At 58.6% G+C, this 16,757-nt stretch carries 14 protein-coding genes; 5 read left to right on the top strand and 9 right to left on the bottom strand.

The genetic code is table 11. The annotated features are described in order from the left end of the window. Positions 1-13: 13 nt before the first annotated feature. The 3 genes from H4317_RS14220 to H4317_RS14210 all read right to left on the bottom strand — a co-directional run bounded on the left by H4317_RS14220 (position 14) and on the right by H4317_RS14210 (position 3,819). Complete coding sequence (locus H4317_RS14220; protein WP_185887239.1) at positions 14-1,414, bottom strand: M16 family metallopeptidase; 1,401 nt, start codon at positions 1,412-1,414, stop codon at positions 14-16. 144 nt (positions 1,415-1,558) lie between these two features. After that, positions 1,559-2,122, bottom strand: a complete 564-nt coding sequence (locus H4317_RS14215; RefSeq protein ID WP_185887238.1) for a hypothetical protein — start codon at positions 2,120-2,122, stop codon at positions 1,559-1,561. Between the two features lie 275 nt (positions 2,123-2,397). Then, positions 2,398-3,819: a dicarboxylate/amino acid:cation symporter gene (locus tag H4317_RS14210; protein ID WP_185887237.1), complete on the bottom strand. Its 1,422-nt coding sequence runs from the start codon at positions 3,817-3,819 to the stop codon at positions 2,398-2,400. 102 nt (positions 3,820-3,921) lie between these two features. On the opposite strand from H4317_RS14210, the gene H4317_RS14205 reads away from it, so the two are divergent. Continuing rightward, complete coding sequence (locus H4317_RS14205) at positions 3,922-4,959, top strand: dipeptide epimerase (protein WP_185887236.1); 1,038 nt, start codon at positions 3,922-3,924, stop codon at positions 4,957-4,959. Here H4317_RS14205 and H4317_RS14200 read toward each other — a convergent pair. Next, on the bottom strand, positions 4,956-5,540 hold the full coding sequence (locus H4317_RS14200) for a DUF6799 domain-containing protein (RefSeq protein WP_185887235.1): 585 nt from the start codon (positions 5,538-5,540) through the stop codon (positions 4,956-4,958). The two genes, H4317_RS14205 and H4317_RS14200, sit on opposite strands and share 4 nt — an antisense overlap. A gap of 167 nt (positions 5,541-5,707) precedes the next feature. Here H4317_RS14200 and H4317_RS14195 point away from each other — a divergent pair, with 167 nt between their 5' ends. Both H4317_RS14195 and H4317_RS14190 read left to right on the top strand, forming a co-directional pair. Continuing rightward, positions 5,708-6,157 (top strand): MarR family winged helix-turn-helix transcriptional regulator, encoded by a 450-nt coding sequence (locus tag H4317_RS14195; RefSeq protein WP_185887234.1) that lies wholly within the window; start codon positions 5,708-5,710, stop codon positions 6,155-6,157. 48 nt (positions 6,158-6,205) lie between these two features. Continuing rightward, positions 6,206-6,853: a YceI family protein gene (locus tag H4317_RS14190; RefSeq protein WP_185887233.1), complete on the top strand. Its 648-nt coding sequence runs from the start codon at positions 6,206-6,208 to the stop codon at positions 6,851-6,853. A gap of 93 nt (positions 6,854-6,946) precedes the next feature. Here the strand turns inward: H4317_RS14190 and H4317_RS14185 are convergent, their stop codons facing one another. The 3 genes from H4317_RS14185 to H4317_RS14175 all read right to left on the bottom strand — a co-directional run bounded on the left by H4317_RS14185 (position 6,947) and on the right by H4317_RS14175 (position 10,669). Further along, entirely contained in the window at positions 6,947-7,714 is a 768-nt protein-coding gene (locus H4317_RS14185; RefSeq protein WP_185887232.1) for a hypothetical protein, read from the bottom strand. 27 nt (positions 7,715-7,741) lie between these two features. Continuing rightward, on the bottom strand, positions 7,742-8,299 hold the full coding sequence (locus H4317_RS14180) for a hypothetical protein (RefSeq protein ID WP_185887231.1): 558 nt from the start codon (positions 8,297-8,299) through the stop codon (positions 7,742-7,744). 192 nt (positions 8,300-8,491) lie between these two features. Beyond that, positions 8,492-10,669 (bottom strand): S9 family peptidase, encoded by a 2,178-nt coding sequence (locus tag H4317_RS14175; protein WP_185887230.1) that lies wholly within the window; start codon positions 10,667-10,669, stop codon positions 8,492-8,494. Between the two features lie 219 nt (positions 10,670-10,888). Between H4317_RS14175 and H4317_RS14170 the strand changes: the two genes are divergently transcribed. Both H4317_RS14170 and recR read left to right on the top strand, forming a co-directional pair. Beyond that, positions 10,889-11,170 (top strand): ATP-dependent Clp protease adaptor ClpS, encoded by a 282-nt coding sequence (locus H4317_RS14170; protein WP_185887229.1) that lies wholly within the window; start codon positions 10,889-10,891, stop codon positions 11,168-11,170. Positions 11,171-11,248: 78 nt separating this feature from the next. Further along, positions 11,249-11,863: a recombination mediator RecR gene (gene recR, locus H4317_RS14165; RefSeq protein ID WP_185887228.1), complete on the top strand. Its 615-nt coding sequence runs from the start codon at positions 11,249-11,251 to the stop codon at positions 11,861-11,863. A gap of 95 nt (positions 11,864-11,958) precedes the next feature. On the opposite strand, the gene H4317_RS14160 is transcribed toward recR, so the two are convergent. Together H4317_RS14160 and H4317_RS14155 are read right to left on the bottom strand one after the other, a co-directional pair. Then, on the bottom strand, positions 11,959-13,395 hold the full coding sequence (locus H4317_RS14160; RefSeq protein ID WP_185887227.1) for a TolC family protein: 1,437 nt from the start codon (positions 13,393-13,395) through the stop codon (positions 11,959-11,961). Further along, positions 13,388-16,588 (bottom strand): efflux RND transporter permease subunit, encoded by a 3,201-nt coding sequence (locus tag H4317_RS14155; protein ID WP_185887226.1) that lies wholly within the window; start codon positions 16,586-16,588, stop codon positions 13,388-13,390. Before H4317_RS14155 ends, H4317_RS14160 begins: the two co-directional genes overlap by 8 nt. Between the last annotated feature and the right edge of the window lie 169 nt (positions 16,589-16,757).

Genomic DNA, 16,757 nt, shown 5'->3' with positions numbered 1-16,757 from the left:
CAGAAGAGAGGGATTACTGCACGCCGCCCGTAGCGCCCGGCCCGATGGTGCCCACCGTGAGGCCTTCGGGCACGAAATACTTTTTGGCCACAGCCTGGATGTCGGCGGGCGTCACTTGGTCATACAGCGCGTAGTAGCGGTTCAGGCTTTCCGGGTTGCCGGTCAGCCAGATAAACTCCGCCAGCGAATTGGCAATCTGGTCGGGAGCGTCGAGGCTCATCAGGAAGCCGTATTTCAGCGCCGATTTAGTGTCGGCGAGGCGCTTGGCGTCAATCGGCTTGGATTTGAGGTCTTCCAGCGCCTTCGTAATCTGCTCCTTCACGTAGGGCATGTCCTCGGCTTTCACTACTGAGGCCCGGATGCTGGTCAGGTAAGGGTCACGCGTCATGTTGGGTGAGCCACCCACGAAGCGCACTTTCTGCTCCTTCACTACCAGCTGCTGATAAAGCGGCGAGTTTTCGGCAAAGAGCATGGTTGTCAGCACGTCCAGCGCAGGCAGGTCTTTGCTCTGGTCGGAGAAAGCCGGGCCCTTGTAGCTCAGGCTCACCATCGGCGGGAAGTTGGCGTTCTGAATGTGCACATAGCGCGGGGCCGTCTGGGCGGGCTCCGGCTGAATGGCCGGTTTGTAGCTGCCACGCTTCCAGGAAGCAAAGTATTTGTCGGCCAGCTTGTTCACTTCTTCCGCTTTCACGTCACCTACTACCAACAGCGTGGTGTACTCGGGGCGGTAGAATCGGTCGAAGAACGTGAGCGAGTATTGGTATTGGTTAGGCATATCCACGACGTCCTTGAAGAAGCCCATCGTGGTGTGCTCGTAGGTATGCTTGTCGAAGGCGGCGTCGGCTACTTTCTCGTTGAGCTGGGTGTAGAGCGAGGCCGAGTTTTTGGTGTATTCGCCCTTCACGGCACCTGCTTCGGCCTTAAACTCGTGCTCCGGATATTTCAGGTACTGAAATCGGTCGGCTTCCACCTCAAACATTTTCTCCAGCATGGTCGCGTTGCCGGTCATGTGGTACACGGTGCGGTCCAGGGACGTATTGGCGTTGGCCGAGGCCCCGATGCTTTTGAGCACGTCGTTGTACTTCTCTTTCGAGTACTTATCGGTGCCCCGAAACATCACGTGCTCAAAGAAGTGAGCAAAACCAGTGTGGCCGGGCTCCACTTCGTCGCGCGAGCCGGCGCGCACTACCAGAAAGAACGAAGCCAAGCCCGGCGAGTCGAAGGGTACGGTCACCACGTTCAGGCCGTTGGCAAGCTGCTTTTGCTGAATGGGGTAGGGGAAGGCTGGGGCCGGAGCCACTGGCCGAGCCGCCGGAGCTTCCGGCGCAGAAGGGCCAGCGGGATTCTGTGCCTGCGCCAGCGGAGGCGCCAGCAGGCAAGTGGCCAGCAACAGGCGCTGCAAGGAGTGTTTCATGGGAAAGCAAAATGAGTGACATGGCAAAGTAGCAACAACTGCCGCAAAGGTTGCGCAGCCCACAACCCGAAAACCTACTGAAACAAAAAGCTCCTTTCCGGTGCATTGGAAAGGAGCTTTGTATGAGAACATAGATGCAGGGCGCTACTGCCCGCTGCCTGTGCCGGCGGCAGTGGCTTCCATGGGGCCAGCTGCCAGTAGCTGCTGGCGCAGTGTGTCTGCATTTGCTTCTAGCTGGGGCCGAATCTGGTCGAGGGCTAGGCGCAGGGCCTGCACGTCGGCGAGGCGGGGCGCATTGGCCTGCGAATAGCCGTGGTACATAGCCACGCGCACTTTGGAGTTACCGGTGCCTACATAGCTGCCAATTACCTCGCTGCGGGCGTTAAGAATCTGCACTTCTGCTTTCAGATTGGTGCGGTAGTACTCAACCGGGAGGCCCAGCAGGCTAGGCACCATCATCGTCAGCATCTGCAGGCCTTGGAAAAACTTGCCAGTGCGCTTCACTTCGGCCTGCGTCACCAGCAGTTTGGCATAGCCGAAACGAGCACTGTCGGTCGGCTCAATCAGGTTCTGGCTCACTTCCTGCCGAAACACGCGCAACGGGTCTTCCGGTAAGGCACCTTCCGTCTGTGCCAGCGCACCATTGTCTACCTCGATTTCCAGGGGCGGCAACTGGCTGCTCAACCGCTGACTGGGCGTCTGGAACATGATACGGTCAGCGGATTTGCACCCTGCTAATAAAGCAAAGGACAACAAGAACAGGACTGAGAAGCGGAACATCTTGTGCATTAGGCTGGCTGCTTACGGGACTGTGTGCTAGGAACCCCGAATGTAGAGGATGTAGTTCAATGAAAATTGCACTGCTAATATAAATAATATCTGAAAATATATGATATAATGAATGTATTTATTGCCAGAAGCAAAAAGCCTCTCTCCGGTGAGGGAGAGAGGCTTGCTAGATGTACTGTTTTGCTGCTGAGGAACTAGTGCGTGTGCTGTGCCAGCGTACTGTCGGCTTCTGCCAGTTCTTGCACCGGGTCGGGGGCCACGTAGTTGTCGATGAACTCGCCTTCCCAACGGGCCACCACCGCCGTAGCCAGGCAGTTGCCGATAACGTTGACGGCGGTACGGGCCATGTCCATCAGCGCATCAATGCCGAGGATGATGAATACCGGCCAAGCCGGCAGATTGAACGAAGCCACCGTAGCCAGCAGAATCACGAGCGAAGCGCGCGGCACGCCGGCCACGCCTTTCGACGTCAGCATCAGGGTAAACACCATAATCAGCTGCTGCCCCAATGACAAGTCGATGCCCGCGGCTTGCGCTACAAATACGGCGGCTAGTGACAGGTAGAGCGTGGTGCCATCGAGGTTGAAGGAGTAGCCCGTCGGCATCACGAAGGCCACCACCCGGCGCGGCACCCCAATGCTTTCCATAGCTTCCATGGCCCGGGGCAGCGCGGCTTCCGAAGAAGTAGTGGCGAAGGCAATGCTCACCGGCTCCGCAATGGCCTGAATGAAGCGCTTAACCGGAATGCGGGCAATAAAGGCAATAGGCAGCAGCACTACCAGCAGGAACACGAGTAGTGCTGCATAGAGTGTCAGCAGCAATTGGAATGCGTTCAAGAGCGGTGCAAAGCCCATTTTGCCGACCGTATAGGCCAAGGCGCCGCCCACGCCCAGCGGCGCGAAGAACATCACCACGTTGGTGAACTTGAACATCACCTCCGACAAACTTTCGGCCCACTCCAGCATCGGGCGGCGATGCTTCTGATGCACCATGGCCAAACCAATAGCGAAAATGATGGCAAATACCACTACCTGCAGCACTTGCCCTTCGGCAATGGATTTGGCAATGTTTTCGGGGAAGATGTGCAGGATGATGTCGGAAGTGCTTTGCTCCACGGCCTGCAGCTTCTCGGCATTAGCATCCACACCTTTCTGGCTGATGCCCACACCGGCTTTAGTCAGGTTGATGGCCGCCAGCCCGATAAACAGGGCAAACGTGGTGACAATTTCGAAGTAGACTAAGGCCTTCAGGCCCATCTTACCGACCTGCTTAAGGTTGGCGTGGCCGGCAATGCCCACCACCAGCGTCCCGAAGACGAGCGGCGCAATAATGGTCTTCACGAGGCGCAGGAAGGCGTCGCTGAGAACTTTGAGGTTGATGGCAAAGGCTGGATAATCGTTGCCGATTTCAGCTCCGACGAACATGCTCACCACAATCCAGAAGGTAAGGGAGCGGCGCTGAACGGCGTAGGCCACGAAAGCAGCCAGGAAAACCCAGCGGGCAGCCTGCGCTACAGCGGGGCTGATACCGCCAACACCATAGGCAGCCAGAACGGTAAGCAGCACAGCCACTACGGCCAGCAACAAAACAACAGGAACGAGTCGCGAAAACTTCATGCGCGGCAGCAAGGGGGAAAAGAAATGGGGGAATACCAGCAAAGATAGGTTTTTGGGTTTCGTTGTCCGTTTTTTGGCTTGCCACCCGTTTTTGTGCCTCTCATGCCCACCTGGACCCTATCTACGCTCGAACTCCCGCTCCGCTTCACCTGGAAAATCTCCCGCAACGCCTCCACTGCCAAAACCAACCTGCTAGTGCAGGTCCGCGGCGACAAGGCCGGCGCGGTAGGCTTTGGCGAGGCCGCACCCAACGTCCGCTACGGCGAAAGCCCACAAGCCCTGCAGGCGGAGTTTGAGACGTTGCAACAGGCCGGACTGAATTATATTCGGACAGAAGCCGAACTGCAGGAGTTTCTGGAAGCCCAGCAGCCCGCCCATGCATTGCGGTTTGCGCTGGAGTCGGCGTGGGTGCATTACGAGGCGGCGCAAGCCAGGCAGCCGGTGTGGCAATGGCTGGGCGCGCCGGAGCCGGCCACTAAGGTGCCCACCGCCTTCACGCTGCCCATTATGCCACCCGGAGAGGTAGCAGCGTTTCTGCGCGAGCAGGACATGGCGCGCTTCGCCCTGCTTAAAATAAAGGTGAACAAAGAAGCCGGCTACGACCTGCTGCGCGAAGTCACGAAAATGTTGCCCGGCCGGCCACTCATCATTGACGGCAACGAGGCGTGGCAGGATCCGGATGAACTCTTGCAGTTTGTGGAGCGCACGGTTGCACTACCCGGCCTGCAGGTGCGCCTGCTGGAGCAGCCGCTGCCTGCCGCCCACACCGAAGCTTACCGCTACCTGCACTCCCGCACACCATGGCTGCTTTTCGCCGATGAATCGGTGACGGACCAGGCTGATTTCGGCGACATTGCTCAGCAGTTTCACGGCGTGAATATGAAACTGATGAAAGCCGGCGGCTACCGCAACGGTCTGCGCATTTTGCGCGAAACCCAAGCCCATGGCCTGCAAACCATGATAGGCTGCATGGTCGAAACGTCACTGGGCATCTGGTCGGCGCTGCAGGTGAGCGGGCTGGCCCAGATCTGCGACTTGGACGGGCTGCTGATTGTGCGCGACGAGCCGTTTGGGCTGGTGCACGAAAAAGCCGGCGAGCTGTATGCTGCGCCGGCTCCCGTACTAGAACTCTTGGGCTAGCGGTTTATCTGCGCATCCAGGCTCTGGATTTGCTGGTTCAGGTTGTCGATGGCGGCTTGGTTGGCGGGGTTAGGCGTCATCAGGTTGATTTTTTCGTTCAGGAGCTGAATCTTGCGGCTCAGCAGCGTGGTCAGGTCATTGGGCTGCGAGCTGATGACAGTGGTTGTGGTGGAAGTAGGAGTTGTTCCCCGGTCCACATACTGATCAAACTTGGCATCGGCCGGTACAGAGTTGTCGCCGCGGGCGGCGGCGGCACTGCCGGGCGTGGCAAACACCACGTCGCCCCCAATAGTTACATAGTCGCCTTCGCGCAGAGTCGTTTTCTTGCCAGTCGGAAATTCAACTATTCCGCTTTTATAGTTAACCTTTGTCCCGTTGGAAAGCACCACGTTCTTGGAGAGTGGTACCATACGGCCGTTCTGACGCAACACCACTTCGCCTTTTTGCATGACATACTGGTCGGTGGCATTGGCGGCTACTCGTCCGGTAGGGTTCGGCGCGGTTTTGGTCTGGGCAGATGCACTGAGTGGAGCTGCTGCAGCCAACAGCAAAGGGAACAGTACTATAGGTAGGGTTTTCATAGGAAACAGCAGAAAAGAGTGAGAGGCTCATCTTACGGACATCGGAGATAAATGGCTGTCACGCAGCTTTTGGTAAAAGAGAAAAAATAAATTTGCGGAACTGTGTTGCGACATTAAATGTATGTACATATATTTGCAGCACATTACCGCAGTAGCTCATGCAGGTTATGAAAATTGAGGACGAAATCAAGCAGCCTACTTTCCGCGACGTTTACCAGAAAGCCTACATCAATATGCTGTACACGGCTGGCTGGCTGGAACAGCGGCAGGCGGCGGCATTCAAACCCTTTGGTGTTACGTTGCCGCAATTCAACATCCTGCGCATTCTACGTGGCCAGCACCCCAAGCCGGCTACCGTGAACCTGCTTATTGAGCGGATGCTGGACAAAACCAGCAATGCTTCCCGCATCGTGGATAAGCTGGAGAGCAAGGCACTGGTGACGCGCAAAGTGTGCCCCAGCAACCGCCGCGCCGTGGACATCCGCATTACGGAGGCCGGTCTAACTCTGCTGAGCCAGATGGATATAGCCATGGAGCAGAACCCGACTGGCCTGCAACACCTGACTGAAGAAGAAGCGGCGCAACTCAGCGTCCTGCTCGATAAAATCCGCGGCTGACGGTTTTCAGCTTTTCACCTGCACACTCATTTCACTTCTTACATACCCATGAAAAAGATCCTTGTTCCCGCTCTGCTGGCTGTTTCGCTGCTCGCTGCTCCTGTTTACGCCGGCAATCCTGCTGCTGCCAAAGCTGCCAGCTCGCTGAAAGCCGCCGACAAAACCTATAAGGTGCAGCCGCAACTGAGCACCCTGGGCTGGGTTGGGAAAAAAGTAACCGGCCAGCACGACGGCAACGTCCAGTTCAAAGACGGCAGCGTATTGGTGCGCGGCAATCAGATCGTAGGCGGCACGTTCGTGGTAGACATGAACACGCTGAAAGTAACCGACATCAAGGATGCTGACACCAACGGCAAACTGGTAGGCCACCTGCGTTCCGAAGACTTCTTCAGCATCGACAAAAACCCGACTGCAACCTTCAAAATCACGAAAGTTGCCACGCTGAAAAAGGCTGATGCTGCTGGCAACAACGCCAACATCACCGGCGACCTGACCATCAAAGGCATCACGCAGTCTATCACGTTCCCGGCCAAAACGGGTGTGAAAGGCGGTCTGGCCTCGGCCAGCGGTACTGCTACCATCGACCGTACCAAGTTCGACATCAAGTACGGCTCCAAGTCGTTCTTCGAAAGCATCGGCGACAAAGCCATCATGGATGAATTCACGCTGAGCTTCAACGTAGTAGCCAAGCAGTAATTCAGCCTGCCGCTGAATGGTGAATGGATGAATCTCATTCAGCAAAAAGCCCCGCCGGAACATTCCGGCGGGGCTTTTTTTGTGTGTTTGAGGTTAGTTGTGGCGTTTGCTTTGGCGCAGCAGCATCTGCTGGTGCAGCGCATTGGCCAGTGCCGGAGCCGGCTGGCGCACGGGTGCCGCCGCAAGGTTGGCCAAGTCGAAGCGGAGCCAGTAGGTACCATCGGCGTGCGTGAATTTGCCGTCCCGATTGACATCGGGGCGTACCTCGGCCAGCAGCAGGCTAGTTTTGGGTAGCAGCAAACGACTTTCCAGGCGCGTGCCATCAGGGGTGAGCTGCCGAAGCTGCCGGCCGCTGCGCTCAGACACGAACAAGGCGCTGGCATCTTCCCCATCCTGGTCGCCATCGGCGTTGGTATCAGCCTTGACGATGGTGTAGAACAGGTAAGGCCAGCGGACATCGGGCTTTTTCTCGGCATCAACTTCCGTGATGACAAAGCGCCCGTGCGGTAACAACGCCTGCTCCTGGCGCGTCGATTTCTGGAAGAATAACACGTTGTAGCAGGTACCTTCTATGCCTGTGTTGCCCTCGTAGTCGCTGCCATAAGAACTGCTGGATAGAATTCGGCTGCGGCTGGATTCATCCTGTGTCACTACCGAAATCGGCTGATAGTAGAAGTCGGTGCTGTCTAGGGCAACGGGCGTATTGTAGTGTACCCGATACTCCTGCGCTACTTTGCGCACGGCGGCGGTATCGGGCTGAGCCGTTTCGGAAGCAGAAGCCGGACGACGGGCCGGACCTTCGGAGCAGGCTGCGGCGCCGTAAAGCACCAGTGCCGCCGTAGCTAAACGCGGTAAATACATAGAGGAGATATTTCCCGCAAGAAACTATTAATCTGGCAGCACCAGCTCGCGGGGTAGCTCAAATTTCAGGCTGCGACTTTTGCTGCGGCCGTGCAGTTGCGTTAGAAAGTCGTCGAGCTCCGGCTTGTACTCCAGCCACAGGTCTTCGTGCAGGGACGTGAGCACCAGCTGCGTGGTGCGCGCTGCAAGGCGAGCAGTGCTAGTAAAGAAGCCCGCGTATGGCGAGTCGAACTGGCCGGTGTAGTTATCGAAGATCAGGCGCAGCGCGTACAGGTTCAGGTCGATTTCCAGGCGCTTGTCTTTGGTGATGCGGCGGGCGCGGGCGGTTTCCTTCACCGCTTTGCCCAGCGCCTTGTTGAGGCTGCGGTTGAGCAGGCGCCCCGTCACGGCCACATTGAACAGCTCATGAATCCGGTCGGCGGCCTGCTCATACACTTGCTCGGTTGTCACATCCGGGAGCAGCTCAAACACGAAGGTTTCGTACAGCTCCGCGTCGCGACGTACGGCCCGCAGTAGCAGTTTCTCCTTTTCGGCATCGGGCAGGCGTTTGAGGGCTTTTTTGAATTCGGCGGACGGAACGGGCATGGGAAGCGCGGAGCTACGGATGAGAAGCTAAAAGTAGAGGTACAAACGCAGCCCCCAGAATTTGGATGAGCAGCGCAGGCCGTTTTTCTGGTTCAGCAAACTATGAGTGAAGGCAAAGTGGCGTCGGGGCCCAGGGCAAGAAAAAAGCCGCTAACGAGGAAGTCAGCGGCTTTTTCTGGTAAAATTCAAGCGCTACAACTTCTCGTCGAAGTACTGCGTGATTTTGTTGTAGAGGTGCACCCGGTCTTTGCCGCTCACGTTGTGTGGGTGGCCGGGATACACGAAGTAGTCGAGCTGCACGCCCTTATCAACAGCCGTTTTGAGGTAGTCGAGGCTGTGCTGCCACACCACCACATCGTCGACGGTGCCGTGAATGAGCAAGAGCTTGCCCTGCAGCTTATCCACGTAGTTGAGCAGATTGGCCTTTTGGTAGCCTTCGGGGTTTTCCTGGGGCGTGTCCATGTAGCGCTCCGTATACATGATTTCATACATGCGCCAGTCAATCACCGGGCCGCCGCCCACGCCTACTTTGAACGTGCCGGGGCTGCGCGTCATCATGGTCGTGGTCATGAAGCCGCCGAAGCTCCAGCCGTGGATGCCCATGCGGGCTTGGTCTACATAGGGCAGGGTTTTGAGGTAGTCGACGCCCTTAAGCTGGTCGGCCATTTCTACGGTGCCAAGCTGGCGGAACGTGGCGCGCTCAAACACCGAGCCCCGGTTGCCGCTGCCCCGCGAATCGACAGTAAACACTACGTAGCCTTTCTGCGCCATCAGCTGCATCCAAAGGTTGCCGCCGCCCAGCCACGAATCCGTGACGAGCTGCACGTGCGGGCCGCCGTAGAGGTACACCACCGTGGGGTACTTTTTGGCCGGGTCGAAATTGGGCGGCGTGGTCAGGCGACCGTAGAGGTCGGTGGTGCCATCGGCGGCCTTGATGGTGACGAGCTTAGTTTCGCCGAGCTGATATTCCGTCAGCGGATTGGGGGCCGTAAGCAGCGTCTGCTGGGTTTTGCCATCGGCCACGTTCACCGTGCGGACAATGCGCGGGGTAGTGGTGTTGCTGAACACGTCGAGCAGCTGCTTGCCGCCGGGGCTGAGGGTGGCGGTGTGCGTGCCGGCTTCGCGCGTGATTTCGCGCACTTTGCCGCCGCTTAGTTTCACGGCGTAGATGCGGCGCTGCATGGGGCTGGCGGCCGTGCTCTGGAACACTACTTCGCGGTTGTTATCGGCAAAGCCCAGCACGTCGGTTACCTGCCAGCTGCCTTTCGTGAGCTGGCGCAGCAGCTTGCCGCTGGTGCTGTAGAGGTAGATATGCTCGTAGCCGTCGCGCTGGCTGCGCCACAGAAACTGGTCGGGGCGGCCGGACACAAACTCCAGCTCGTGCAGCGGCTCCACAAAGTCCTTGTCGGATTTCTCCTCAAACAGCGTCTTCACAAAGGCGCCGCTGCCCGCATCGTACTGGTTCAGCTTCATCTGGCTCTGGCCCCGGTTGAGCACCGCTATATAAATGCTTTTCTCGTCGGGGCTCCAGCTGATGTTGGTCAGGTACTGCTCCTTTGGCTCACCAGTCTGCAGAAACACGGTTTTGCGCGAAACAAGGTCATACACGCCCAGCGTCACCTCGTGGCTTTTGTCGCCGGCCATGGGGTATTTGATGGCTTTCTGCTGCGCCGGTGTCGAGGACACGTCTACCAGCGGATAGTCCGTCACCATGGTCTGGTCCATGCGGTAGTAGGCCAGCTTGCTTCCGGTGGGGCTCCAGAACGTGCCTTTCGTGATGCCGAATTCCGAGCGGTGCGCGGCCTGCCCGTTCACGATGGCCGGATTGGTTTCCTGCGTTACGGCCTCGTTTTCGCGGCCCGCCGCCGAGATGTACAGGTTCTGGTCTTTGGTATAGGCCACGCGCGTTTTGGTAGGGTCCATTTCCACGTTTTCGGCGGCGGCATCATAACCAAATACTGCGCTGGCCTGCTTGGTGACTGCATCTATGCGGTACACCTTGTTGATGCGCGTAACAAGCAGGCTTTGCGGATTAACCCACGTAACAGCCGGAAACGCCGAGGCCTTCACGGCGGGGGCACCAGCCGCCTGCAGCGCCTGGCCTAGCTCGCCCAACGAAATGACGGCCGTAGCCTGGCCGCCCGCCGTGCCGCGCACCACTTCTTCCTGGCCACCCACCGTGCGCAGGTAGCTGTATTCGTCTTTGGAACCCGGAATCCAGGTGAGCTGACGTAGATTTTCGGGTTGCAGGCTGCGGTTGAGGAAGGCATCTTCCATGGTCAGGCGTTTCTGCTGGGCCAGGGCCGGCAGTTGCGCCAAAAGGAGCACCAGCAGCGGAAGCAGCGGCCGGCGAGAAGAGGAGTGAAGCATGAAACGGAAAAAGGTGGAGGAAACGAATGCCGAAATTACGGCAGATTTCGGGAGCAGGAGGCTGGTTCTGCTGCCAACGACGGACGAGCAGCCGCGCAGTTGCAGCCCGCTGTTTTTTCCTGGCACTGCCCGAAACGATTCAGCCTTTCAGGGGGTTATAGTAGGCCGGCCGGGCCAGGAAAACCCGGCTTTCTGCTCGCTTTTCCGTATTTTTGTGCCATGAACAGCAAACCGCAAATCGAGTACGACGAGGACGTTCTGCTCCTGGAAGAAACCACCGACGTGCGCGACCTAATCGTGTACAATGATGACGTCAATACGTTCGACCACGTCATCAAAACCCTGATTGATGTGTGCGGCCACGAGCCGGAACAGGCGGAACAGTGTACGCTGCTTATTCATTATAAAGGCCAGTGCACCGTAAAGCATGGCACGTTCGATGAGTTGGCCGGCATGTGCACCGCCATCCACGACCGAGGCATCTCGGCCGACGTACTCTAATGGTTGCTGCAGGTTGATTGTTGCCGTTCAGGCGTCAGCGTACCCAGTAGGCAACCATCCTTACTCACTACCAACTAGATGGAATTCCCCTCCAAACTGATAGAAAATGCCGTTGGCGAACTGTCAAAGCTGCCGGGTGTAGGCAAGAAAACGGCCCTGCGTCTGGCGCTGCACCTGCTGAAGGCCGAAGCCGATACGACGGCTACGCTGGCAGAGGCCTTGGCCAAGATGCGCTTCGAGATTCGCTACTGCGATACCTGCCACAATATTTCCGATACGCCGGAGTGTACTATCTGCGCCAACAAGCTCCGCGACCATAGTACGGTGTGCGTGGTGTCGGACATCCGCGACGTCATTGCCATCGAAAATACGGGCCAGTACAAAGGCACGTACCACGTGCTAGGGGGCGTCATTTCACCCATTGAAGGCGTGGGCCCCAGCGACCTGCAAATCGATTCGCTGGTAGCCCGCATGGGCGCGCCCGAGTCGGAAGTGAAAGAGGTTATTCTGGCTATCAGCCCCACGATGGAAGGCGACACCACCGCCTTTTTTCTCTCGCGCAAGCTCCGCGACTTCGAAGGCGTGCACATCAGCACCATTGCCCGCGGCATACCGATGGGCGGCGAGCTGGAATACGCCGACGAAATTACGCTGGGCCGCTCCATTGTAGAGCGCCAGCGCCAGGCGCGGTAACTACTCTGGAAAAGCTAAAAAAAGCCTCCCCGTCGCGTAATTGCGTGACGGGGAGGCTTTTTTTTGCATCTATGCGAAGGGTTTTTCCTCCCGACCTACCTCCAGCCGCCGCCGAGGGCGCGGTACACGTTTACGGAGGCGTTGAGCTGCTGCATCCGGGTTTCGATGAGGTCGAATTTGGATTCCAGGGCGTCGCGCTGGGTGAAGAGGACTTCGGTGTAGTCGGCGCGGGCGGAGCGGAACAGGCTGTTGGAAATGCTGGTGGACTGGTTGAGGGCCAGTACGGCCTTCGCCTTTTCGTTGTAGCTCTGCTGCAGGTTGTTGATGCTGGCCAGCTGGTTGGCTACTTCCACGTAGGCGTTCAGGATGGTCCGCTCGTAGTTGTAGGCGGCCTGAATCTGCACGGCGTTGGCGTTGCCGTACAGGGCCTTGATGCCGTTGCGGTTCACCAGCGGCGCCACCAAATCACCAGCCAACGAGTACAGCATACTCTCGGGCGTGGTGAACAGCAGGCCGGGCTTGAAGGCCCCGAAACCGGCCCCGCCCGTGATGCGCAGCGCTGGGTAGAAGTTGGCCCGCGCAATCTGGATATCCAGCTTGGCGGCGGCTAGCTGCTGCTCGGCCTGTCTGATATCGGGGCGGTTTTGCAGCAGCTGGGCCGGCACGCCGGCCTGCACCGGGGCGGGCAGCAGCTCGTTGAAGGCGGCGGCGTTGCGCGTAATGGGCTGAGGGTAGCGGCCGGCCAGGAAGTTGAGGCGGTTCTCGGTTTCGGTGATGCGCTGCTGGATGCCGTACTGCAGGCTGCGCGTGTTGTGCAGCTGGGCCTCGAAGCGCTGTACGGCCAGCTCGGTGGTGCGCGCCGACTCCTTCTGCAGCTTCACCAGCTCCAGGGCGTTGGTTTGCAGCTCGATGTTCTGGCGCACGATGGCCAGTTGGTTGTCCAGGGCCAGCAGCTCGTAGTAGGAGGCGGCAATTTCGCCAATCAGGTTCGTGACGGTGAAGTTGCGGCCTTCCACCGTGGCCAGGTAGCGCAGCGCGGCCGACTTGCGAGCGTTGCGCAGCTTGTGCCAGATGTCCACTTCCCAGCTGGCAAACGCCCCAATCTGGTAGTTCTGCAGTGGGTCGGGGTTGCGGTGGTCGGATTGGATGCGGATAGCTTCCTCGGTGGCGCCCTGCAAGGTGTTGCGGCTGGGGCGCTCGGCTTCGGCCTTAACGCCCAGGCCCACAAAAGGCAGGTACTCACCTTTGCGGATCTGGACCTCGTTGCGGGCAATCTGAATTTCCTGCAGCGAAATATTCAACTCTTGGTTGCGCTGCAGGGCCGTATCGATGAGGCCGATGAGGTTGGAGTCGGTGAAGAACTGCCGCCACTGGTTGCGGGCGGTGTTCGTGCTGTCTGTGGTGTTGGTGGCGTAACTGATGGGCACCGGCCGGCCGGCGGCCTTGGTGGCCAGCTCGGGCGTTTTGCACGCGCCCACCGCCAGCGTCAGCAGGGCTGCGCTCAGGCCTTGATAGATGCGTTTCTTAAGCATGAGCGTGACTTGGAACTTCTTCTTCAACAATAACATGGGGCTCGAACTCCGACAGTGGGTTCTCATTCTCGTCCTGAATCAGCTTGCGGCCAGCGGCCAGGGTGCCGAAGATGTAGTACAGGCCGGGCACAATGAGCACCCCGAACACGGTGCCGAACAGCATGCCGCCCAGCGCCGCCGTGCCGATGGTGCGGTTGCCGATGGCGCCCGCGCCGTGGGCTAGTACCAGCGGAATCAGGCCGGCAATGAAGGCGAAACTCGTCATCAGGATGGGCCGAAAACGCACTTTTGCGCCCTCAATGGCCGCCTCGCGCACTGTCATGCCTTCCTCGTGCTTCTGCACCGCAAACTCCACAATCAGCACGGCGTTTTTGCCCAACAGGCCCACCAGCATCACGAGGCCCACCTGGGCGTAGATGTTGTTGGCCAGGCCCATGGTTTTGATGAGCAGGAAGGAGCCGAAAATGCCGGCCGGCAAGCTCAGAATCACCGACAGCGGCAGCAGGAAGCTCTCATACTGCGCGGCCAGCACCAGGTACACGAACACAATCACGACCAGGAAGATGTAGATGGCCTCGTTGCCGCGGCCCACTTCGTCTTTTGAGAGGCCGCCCCAGTCGATGTCGTAGCCGCGGGGCAGGGTTTTGGCGGCCACTTCCTGCACCGCCTTAATGGCCTCGCCGGAGCTGTAACCCTGGGCCGCGTCGCCGCGGATGGAGGCCGTGGGATACATATTATAGCGGTTGATTTCGTTGGCGCCCTGGCCCTTCACAATCTTCATGAAGGCCGACATCGGCACCATTTCGCCCTTGTCGTTCTTCACCCACATGTCCAGAATGTCTTTGGGTAGGCGGCGGTACTCGGGCGAAGCCTGCACAAACACCTTGAAGAAGCGCTGGTACTTGATGAAGCCCAGCTCGTAGGTCGAGCCCACCATGATGCTCAGCGTGTTCATGGCGTTGCCGATGCTCACGCCTTTCTGCATGGCCAGCTGGTTGTCAATCTGCAGCTCGTACTGCGGATAGTTGGCCGAGAAGAAGGTAAACAGGCCGCTCAGCTCCTTGCGCTTTTTCAGCTCGCCCATGAACTCCTCGTTCACTTTTTCCAGGGCCTTGTAGTCGCCGGTGGCGGTTTTATCGAGCAGCTGCAGCTGGAAGCCGCCGGCCGCGCCATAGCCCGGTACTGCCGGCGGCTCGAAGAACTCGATGGTCGCGCCGGGAATTTCCTTGGCCTTTTCTTCTAAGGACATGATAACGTCGTGCACCGATTCCTTGCGCTCGTTCCAGGGCTTGAGGCTGATGATGCAGGTACCGGCGTTGGAGCCGCGGCCTTCGGTCAGAATCTCGTAGCCGGCCAGCGTGGAAATGCTTTCGATGCCGGGCACTTTCTCGGCCAGCTTTTGGAGGCGTTGCGACAGGTCGTTGGTGCGTTCCAGGGTGGAGCCGGGCGGCGTCTGGAGCACGGCGTAAATCATGCCCTGGTCTTCGGCCGGAATGAAGCCCGAGGGCAGGGTAGTGGAGATGCCGAAGATGCCCAGCCCGAAGGCAATCAGTACCAGGAAGGTGAGCACGCGGCGGTCCACCACCTTTTCCAAGATGTTGGTGTAGCGGCCGGTCAGGCGCTCGAAGCCACGGTTAAACCAGTCGATAAACCGATTGATGGGCGTTTTCTTCTTCGGGTGGCTGGGGTCGTGCTTCTTCAGAATCATGGCGCACAGCACCGGCGTCAGCGTCAGGGCCACGATGCCGGAAATGACGATGCTGGCGGCCATGGTAATCGAGAACTGGCGGTAGAAAATGCCCACCGGCCCGCTCATGAACGCCACCGGCACAAACACGGCCGTCATCAGGATGGTAATGGCAATGATGGCCCCGCTGATTTCGCCGATTACCTCGCGCACCGCGCCGTAGGGCGAGAGGTGCTTTTCCTCCATCTTGGCGTGCACGGCTTCCACCACCACAATGGCATCATCCACCACAATCCCGATGGCCAGCACCAGCGCAAACAGCGTTATCATGTTGATGGTGAGCCCGAACGCCTGCATGGCCATGAACGCGCCCACCAACGACACCGGCACGGCAATAATCGGAATCAGCGTGGAGCGCCAGTCGCCCAGGAACAGGAACACCACCAGGGCCACCAGAATAAAGGCGTCGCGCAGGGTGTGAATTACGTTTTCGGTGGAGGCGTCGAGGAAGTTCGACACGTCGTAGCTGATCTTGTAGTCCATGCCGGGAGGCATGGTTTTCTTCAACTCCTCCAGCTTGGTTTTTACGCTCTTGATGACGTCGAGGGCGTTGGAACCGTAGGTCTGCTTGAGCATGATGGCCGCCGAAGGGTAGCCGTCGAGGTTGGAGTAGATGTCGTAGAACTCCGAGCCCAGCTCCACGTTGGCCACGTCCTTGAGGCGCAGCGTTTCGCCGTTGGCGTTGGCCTTGATGATGACGTTCTTGTACTCCTCCACGTCGTTGAAGCGGCCCTTGTAGGTCAGCACATACTCCAGCGCCGAGGCCTCCTTGCCATCCGAGCGGCCGATGCGGCCCGGCGAGCCAATCACGCTCTGGTCGTTGAGGGCTTCCATCACGTCGTCCACCGACAGGTTGTAGGCCCGCATGCGGTCCGGCTTCAGCCACACGCGCATGGCGTATTGGCGGCTGCCCAAGATGCTGGCCCGGCCCACGCCATCAATGCGCTGGATTTCGGGCAGCATGTTCACCCCGGCAAAGTTGAAGAGATACCGCATATCGGTATTCTTGTCTTTGCTGTAGAGGTTGACATACATGAGCATGTTGGGCACCACGCGGTTCACCACCACGCCCTCGCGCTGCACCAGCACCGGCAGGCGGTTGAGCACCTGCGCAATGCGGGTGTTCACGTTCACCACGGCCTGCTCGGGGTCGGTGCCCAGGTTGAACACAATCTGAATGTTGGCCTCGCCGGCCGATACGGCGTCGGAGGTCATGTACTTCATGCCCGGCACGCCATTAATGGCCTGCTCCAGCGGAATGAGCACCGATTCGGTGAGCACCTTGGCGCTGGCGCCCGGATACGCCGTGCTCACCATCACCATCGGCGGCGAAATCTCGGGGAACTGCGACGTGGGCAGCGTCTTGATAGCCAGAATGCCCAGGAACATGATGACCACCGATATGACGATGGCAAACACGGGTCGGCGGATGAATTTACTGAACATGGGTTGTGCTTAATGGGCCAAAAGGCCGTCATGCTGAGCTTGTCGAAGCATCTCTACCGCTTCGTTGCACGGTTCACCAGCCCAGGGTTTAAACCCTGGGCTATGGAGCGGAAATCGTACGATAAGAAGGAGTTAGTTTGGCGGTAGAGATGCTTCGACAAGCTCAGCA

The organism is Hymenobacter sediminicola (assembly GCF_014250515.1).
Taxonomy (GTDB): Bacteria; Bacteroidota; Bacteroidia; order Cytophagales; family Hymenobacteraceae; genus Hymenobacter; species Hymenobacter sediminicola.
The sequence above is the reverse complement of the archived record's forward strand: the minus strand, read 5'-3'. Positions and strand labels throughout refer to the sequence as shown.

Excerpts from the sequence above, each read along its gene's own strand:
- H4317_RS14220 (WP_185887239.1), bottom strand. The coding sequence starts at position 1,414 with ATGAAACACTCCTTGCAGCGCCTGTTGCTGGCCACTTGCCTGCTGGCG.
- H4317_RS14215 (WP_185887238.1), bottom strand. The coding sequence starts at position 2,122 with ATGTTCCAGACGCCCAGTCAGCGGTTGAGCAGCCAGTTGCCGCCCCTG.
- H4317_RS14210 (WP_185887237.1), bottom strand. The coding sequence starts at position 3,819 with ATGAAGTTTTCGCGACTCGTTCCTGTTGTTTTGTTGCTGGCCGTAGTG.
- H4317_RS14205 (WP_185887236.1), top strand. The coding sequence starts at position 3,922 with ATGCCCACCTGGACCCTATCTACGCTCGAACTCCCGCTCCGCTTCACC.
- H4317_RS14200 (WP_185887235.1), bottom strand. The coding sequence starts at position 5,540 with ATGAAAACCCTACCTATAGTACTGTTCCCTTTGCTGTTGGCTGCAGCA.
- H4317_RS14195 (WP_185887234.1), top strand. The coding sequence starts at position 5,708 with ATGAAAATTGAGGACGAAATCAAGCAGCCTACTTTCCGCGACGTTTAC.
- H4317_RS14190 (WP_185887233.1), top strand. The coding sequence starts at position 6,206 with ATGAAAAAGATCCTTGTTCCCGCTCTGCTGGCTGTTTCGCTGCTCGCT.
- H4317_RS14185 (WP_185887232.1), bottom strand. The coding sequence starts at position 7,714 with ATGTATTTACCGCGTTTAGCTACGGCGGCACTGGTGCTTTACGGCGCC.
- H4317_RS14180 (WP_185887231.1), bottom strand. The coding sequence starts at position 8,299 with ATGCCCGTTCCGTCCGCCGAATTCAAAAAAGCCCTCAAACGCCTGCCC.
- H4317_RS14175 (WP_185887230.1), bottom strand. The coding sequence starts at position 10,669 with ATGCTTCACTCCTCTTCTCGCCGGCCGCTGCTTCCGCTGCTGGTGCTC.
- H4317_RS14170 (WP_185887229.1), top strand. The coding sequence starts at position 10,889 with ATGAACAGCAAACCGCAAATCGAGTACGACGAGGACGTTCTGCTCCTG.
- recR (WP_185887228.1), top strand. The coding sequence starts at position 11,249 with ATGGAATTCCCCTCCAAACTGATAGAAAATGCCGTTGGCGAACTGTCA.
- H4317_RS14160 (WP_185887227.1), bottom strand. The coding sequence starts at position 13,395 with ATGCTTAAGAAACGCATCTATCAAGGCCTGAGCGCAGCCCTGCTGACG.
- H4317_RS14155 (WP_185887226.1), bottom strand. The coding sequence starts at position 16,588 with ATGTTCAGTAAATTCATCCGCCGACCCGTGTTTGCCATCGTCATATCG.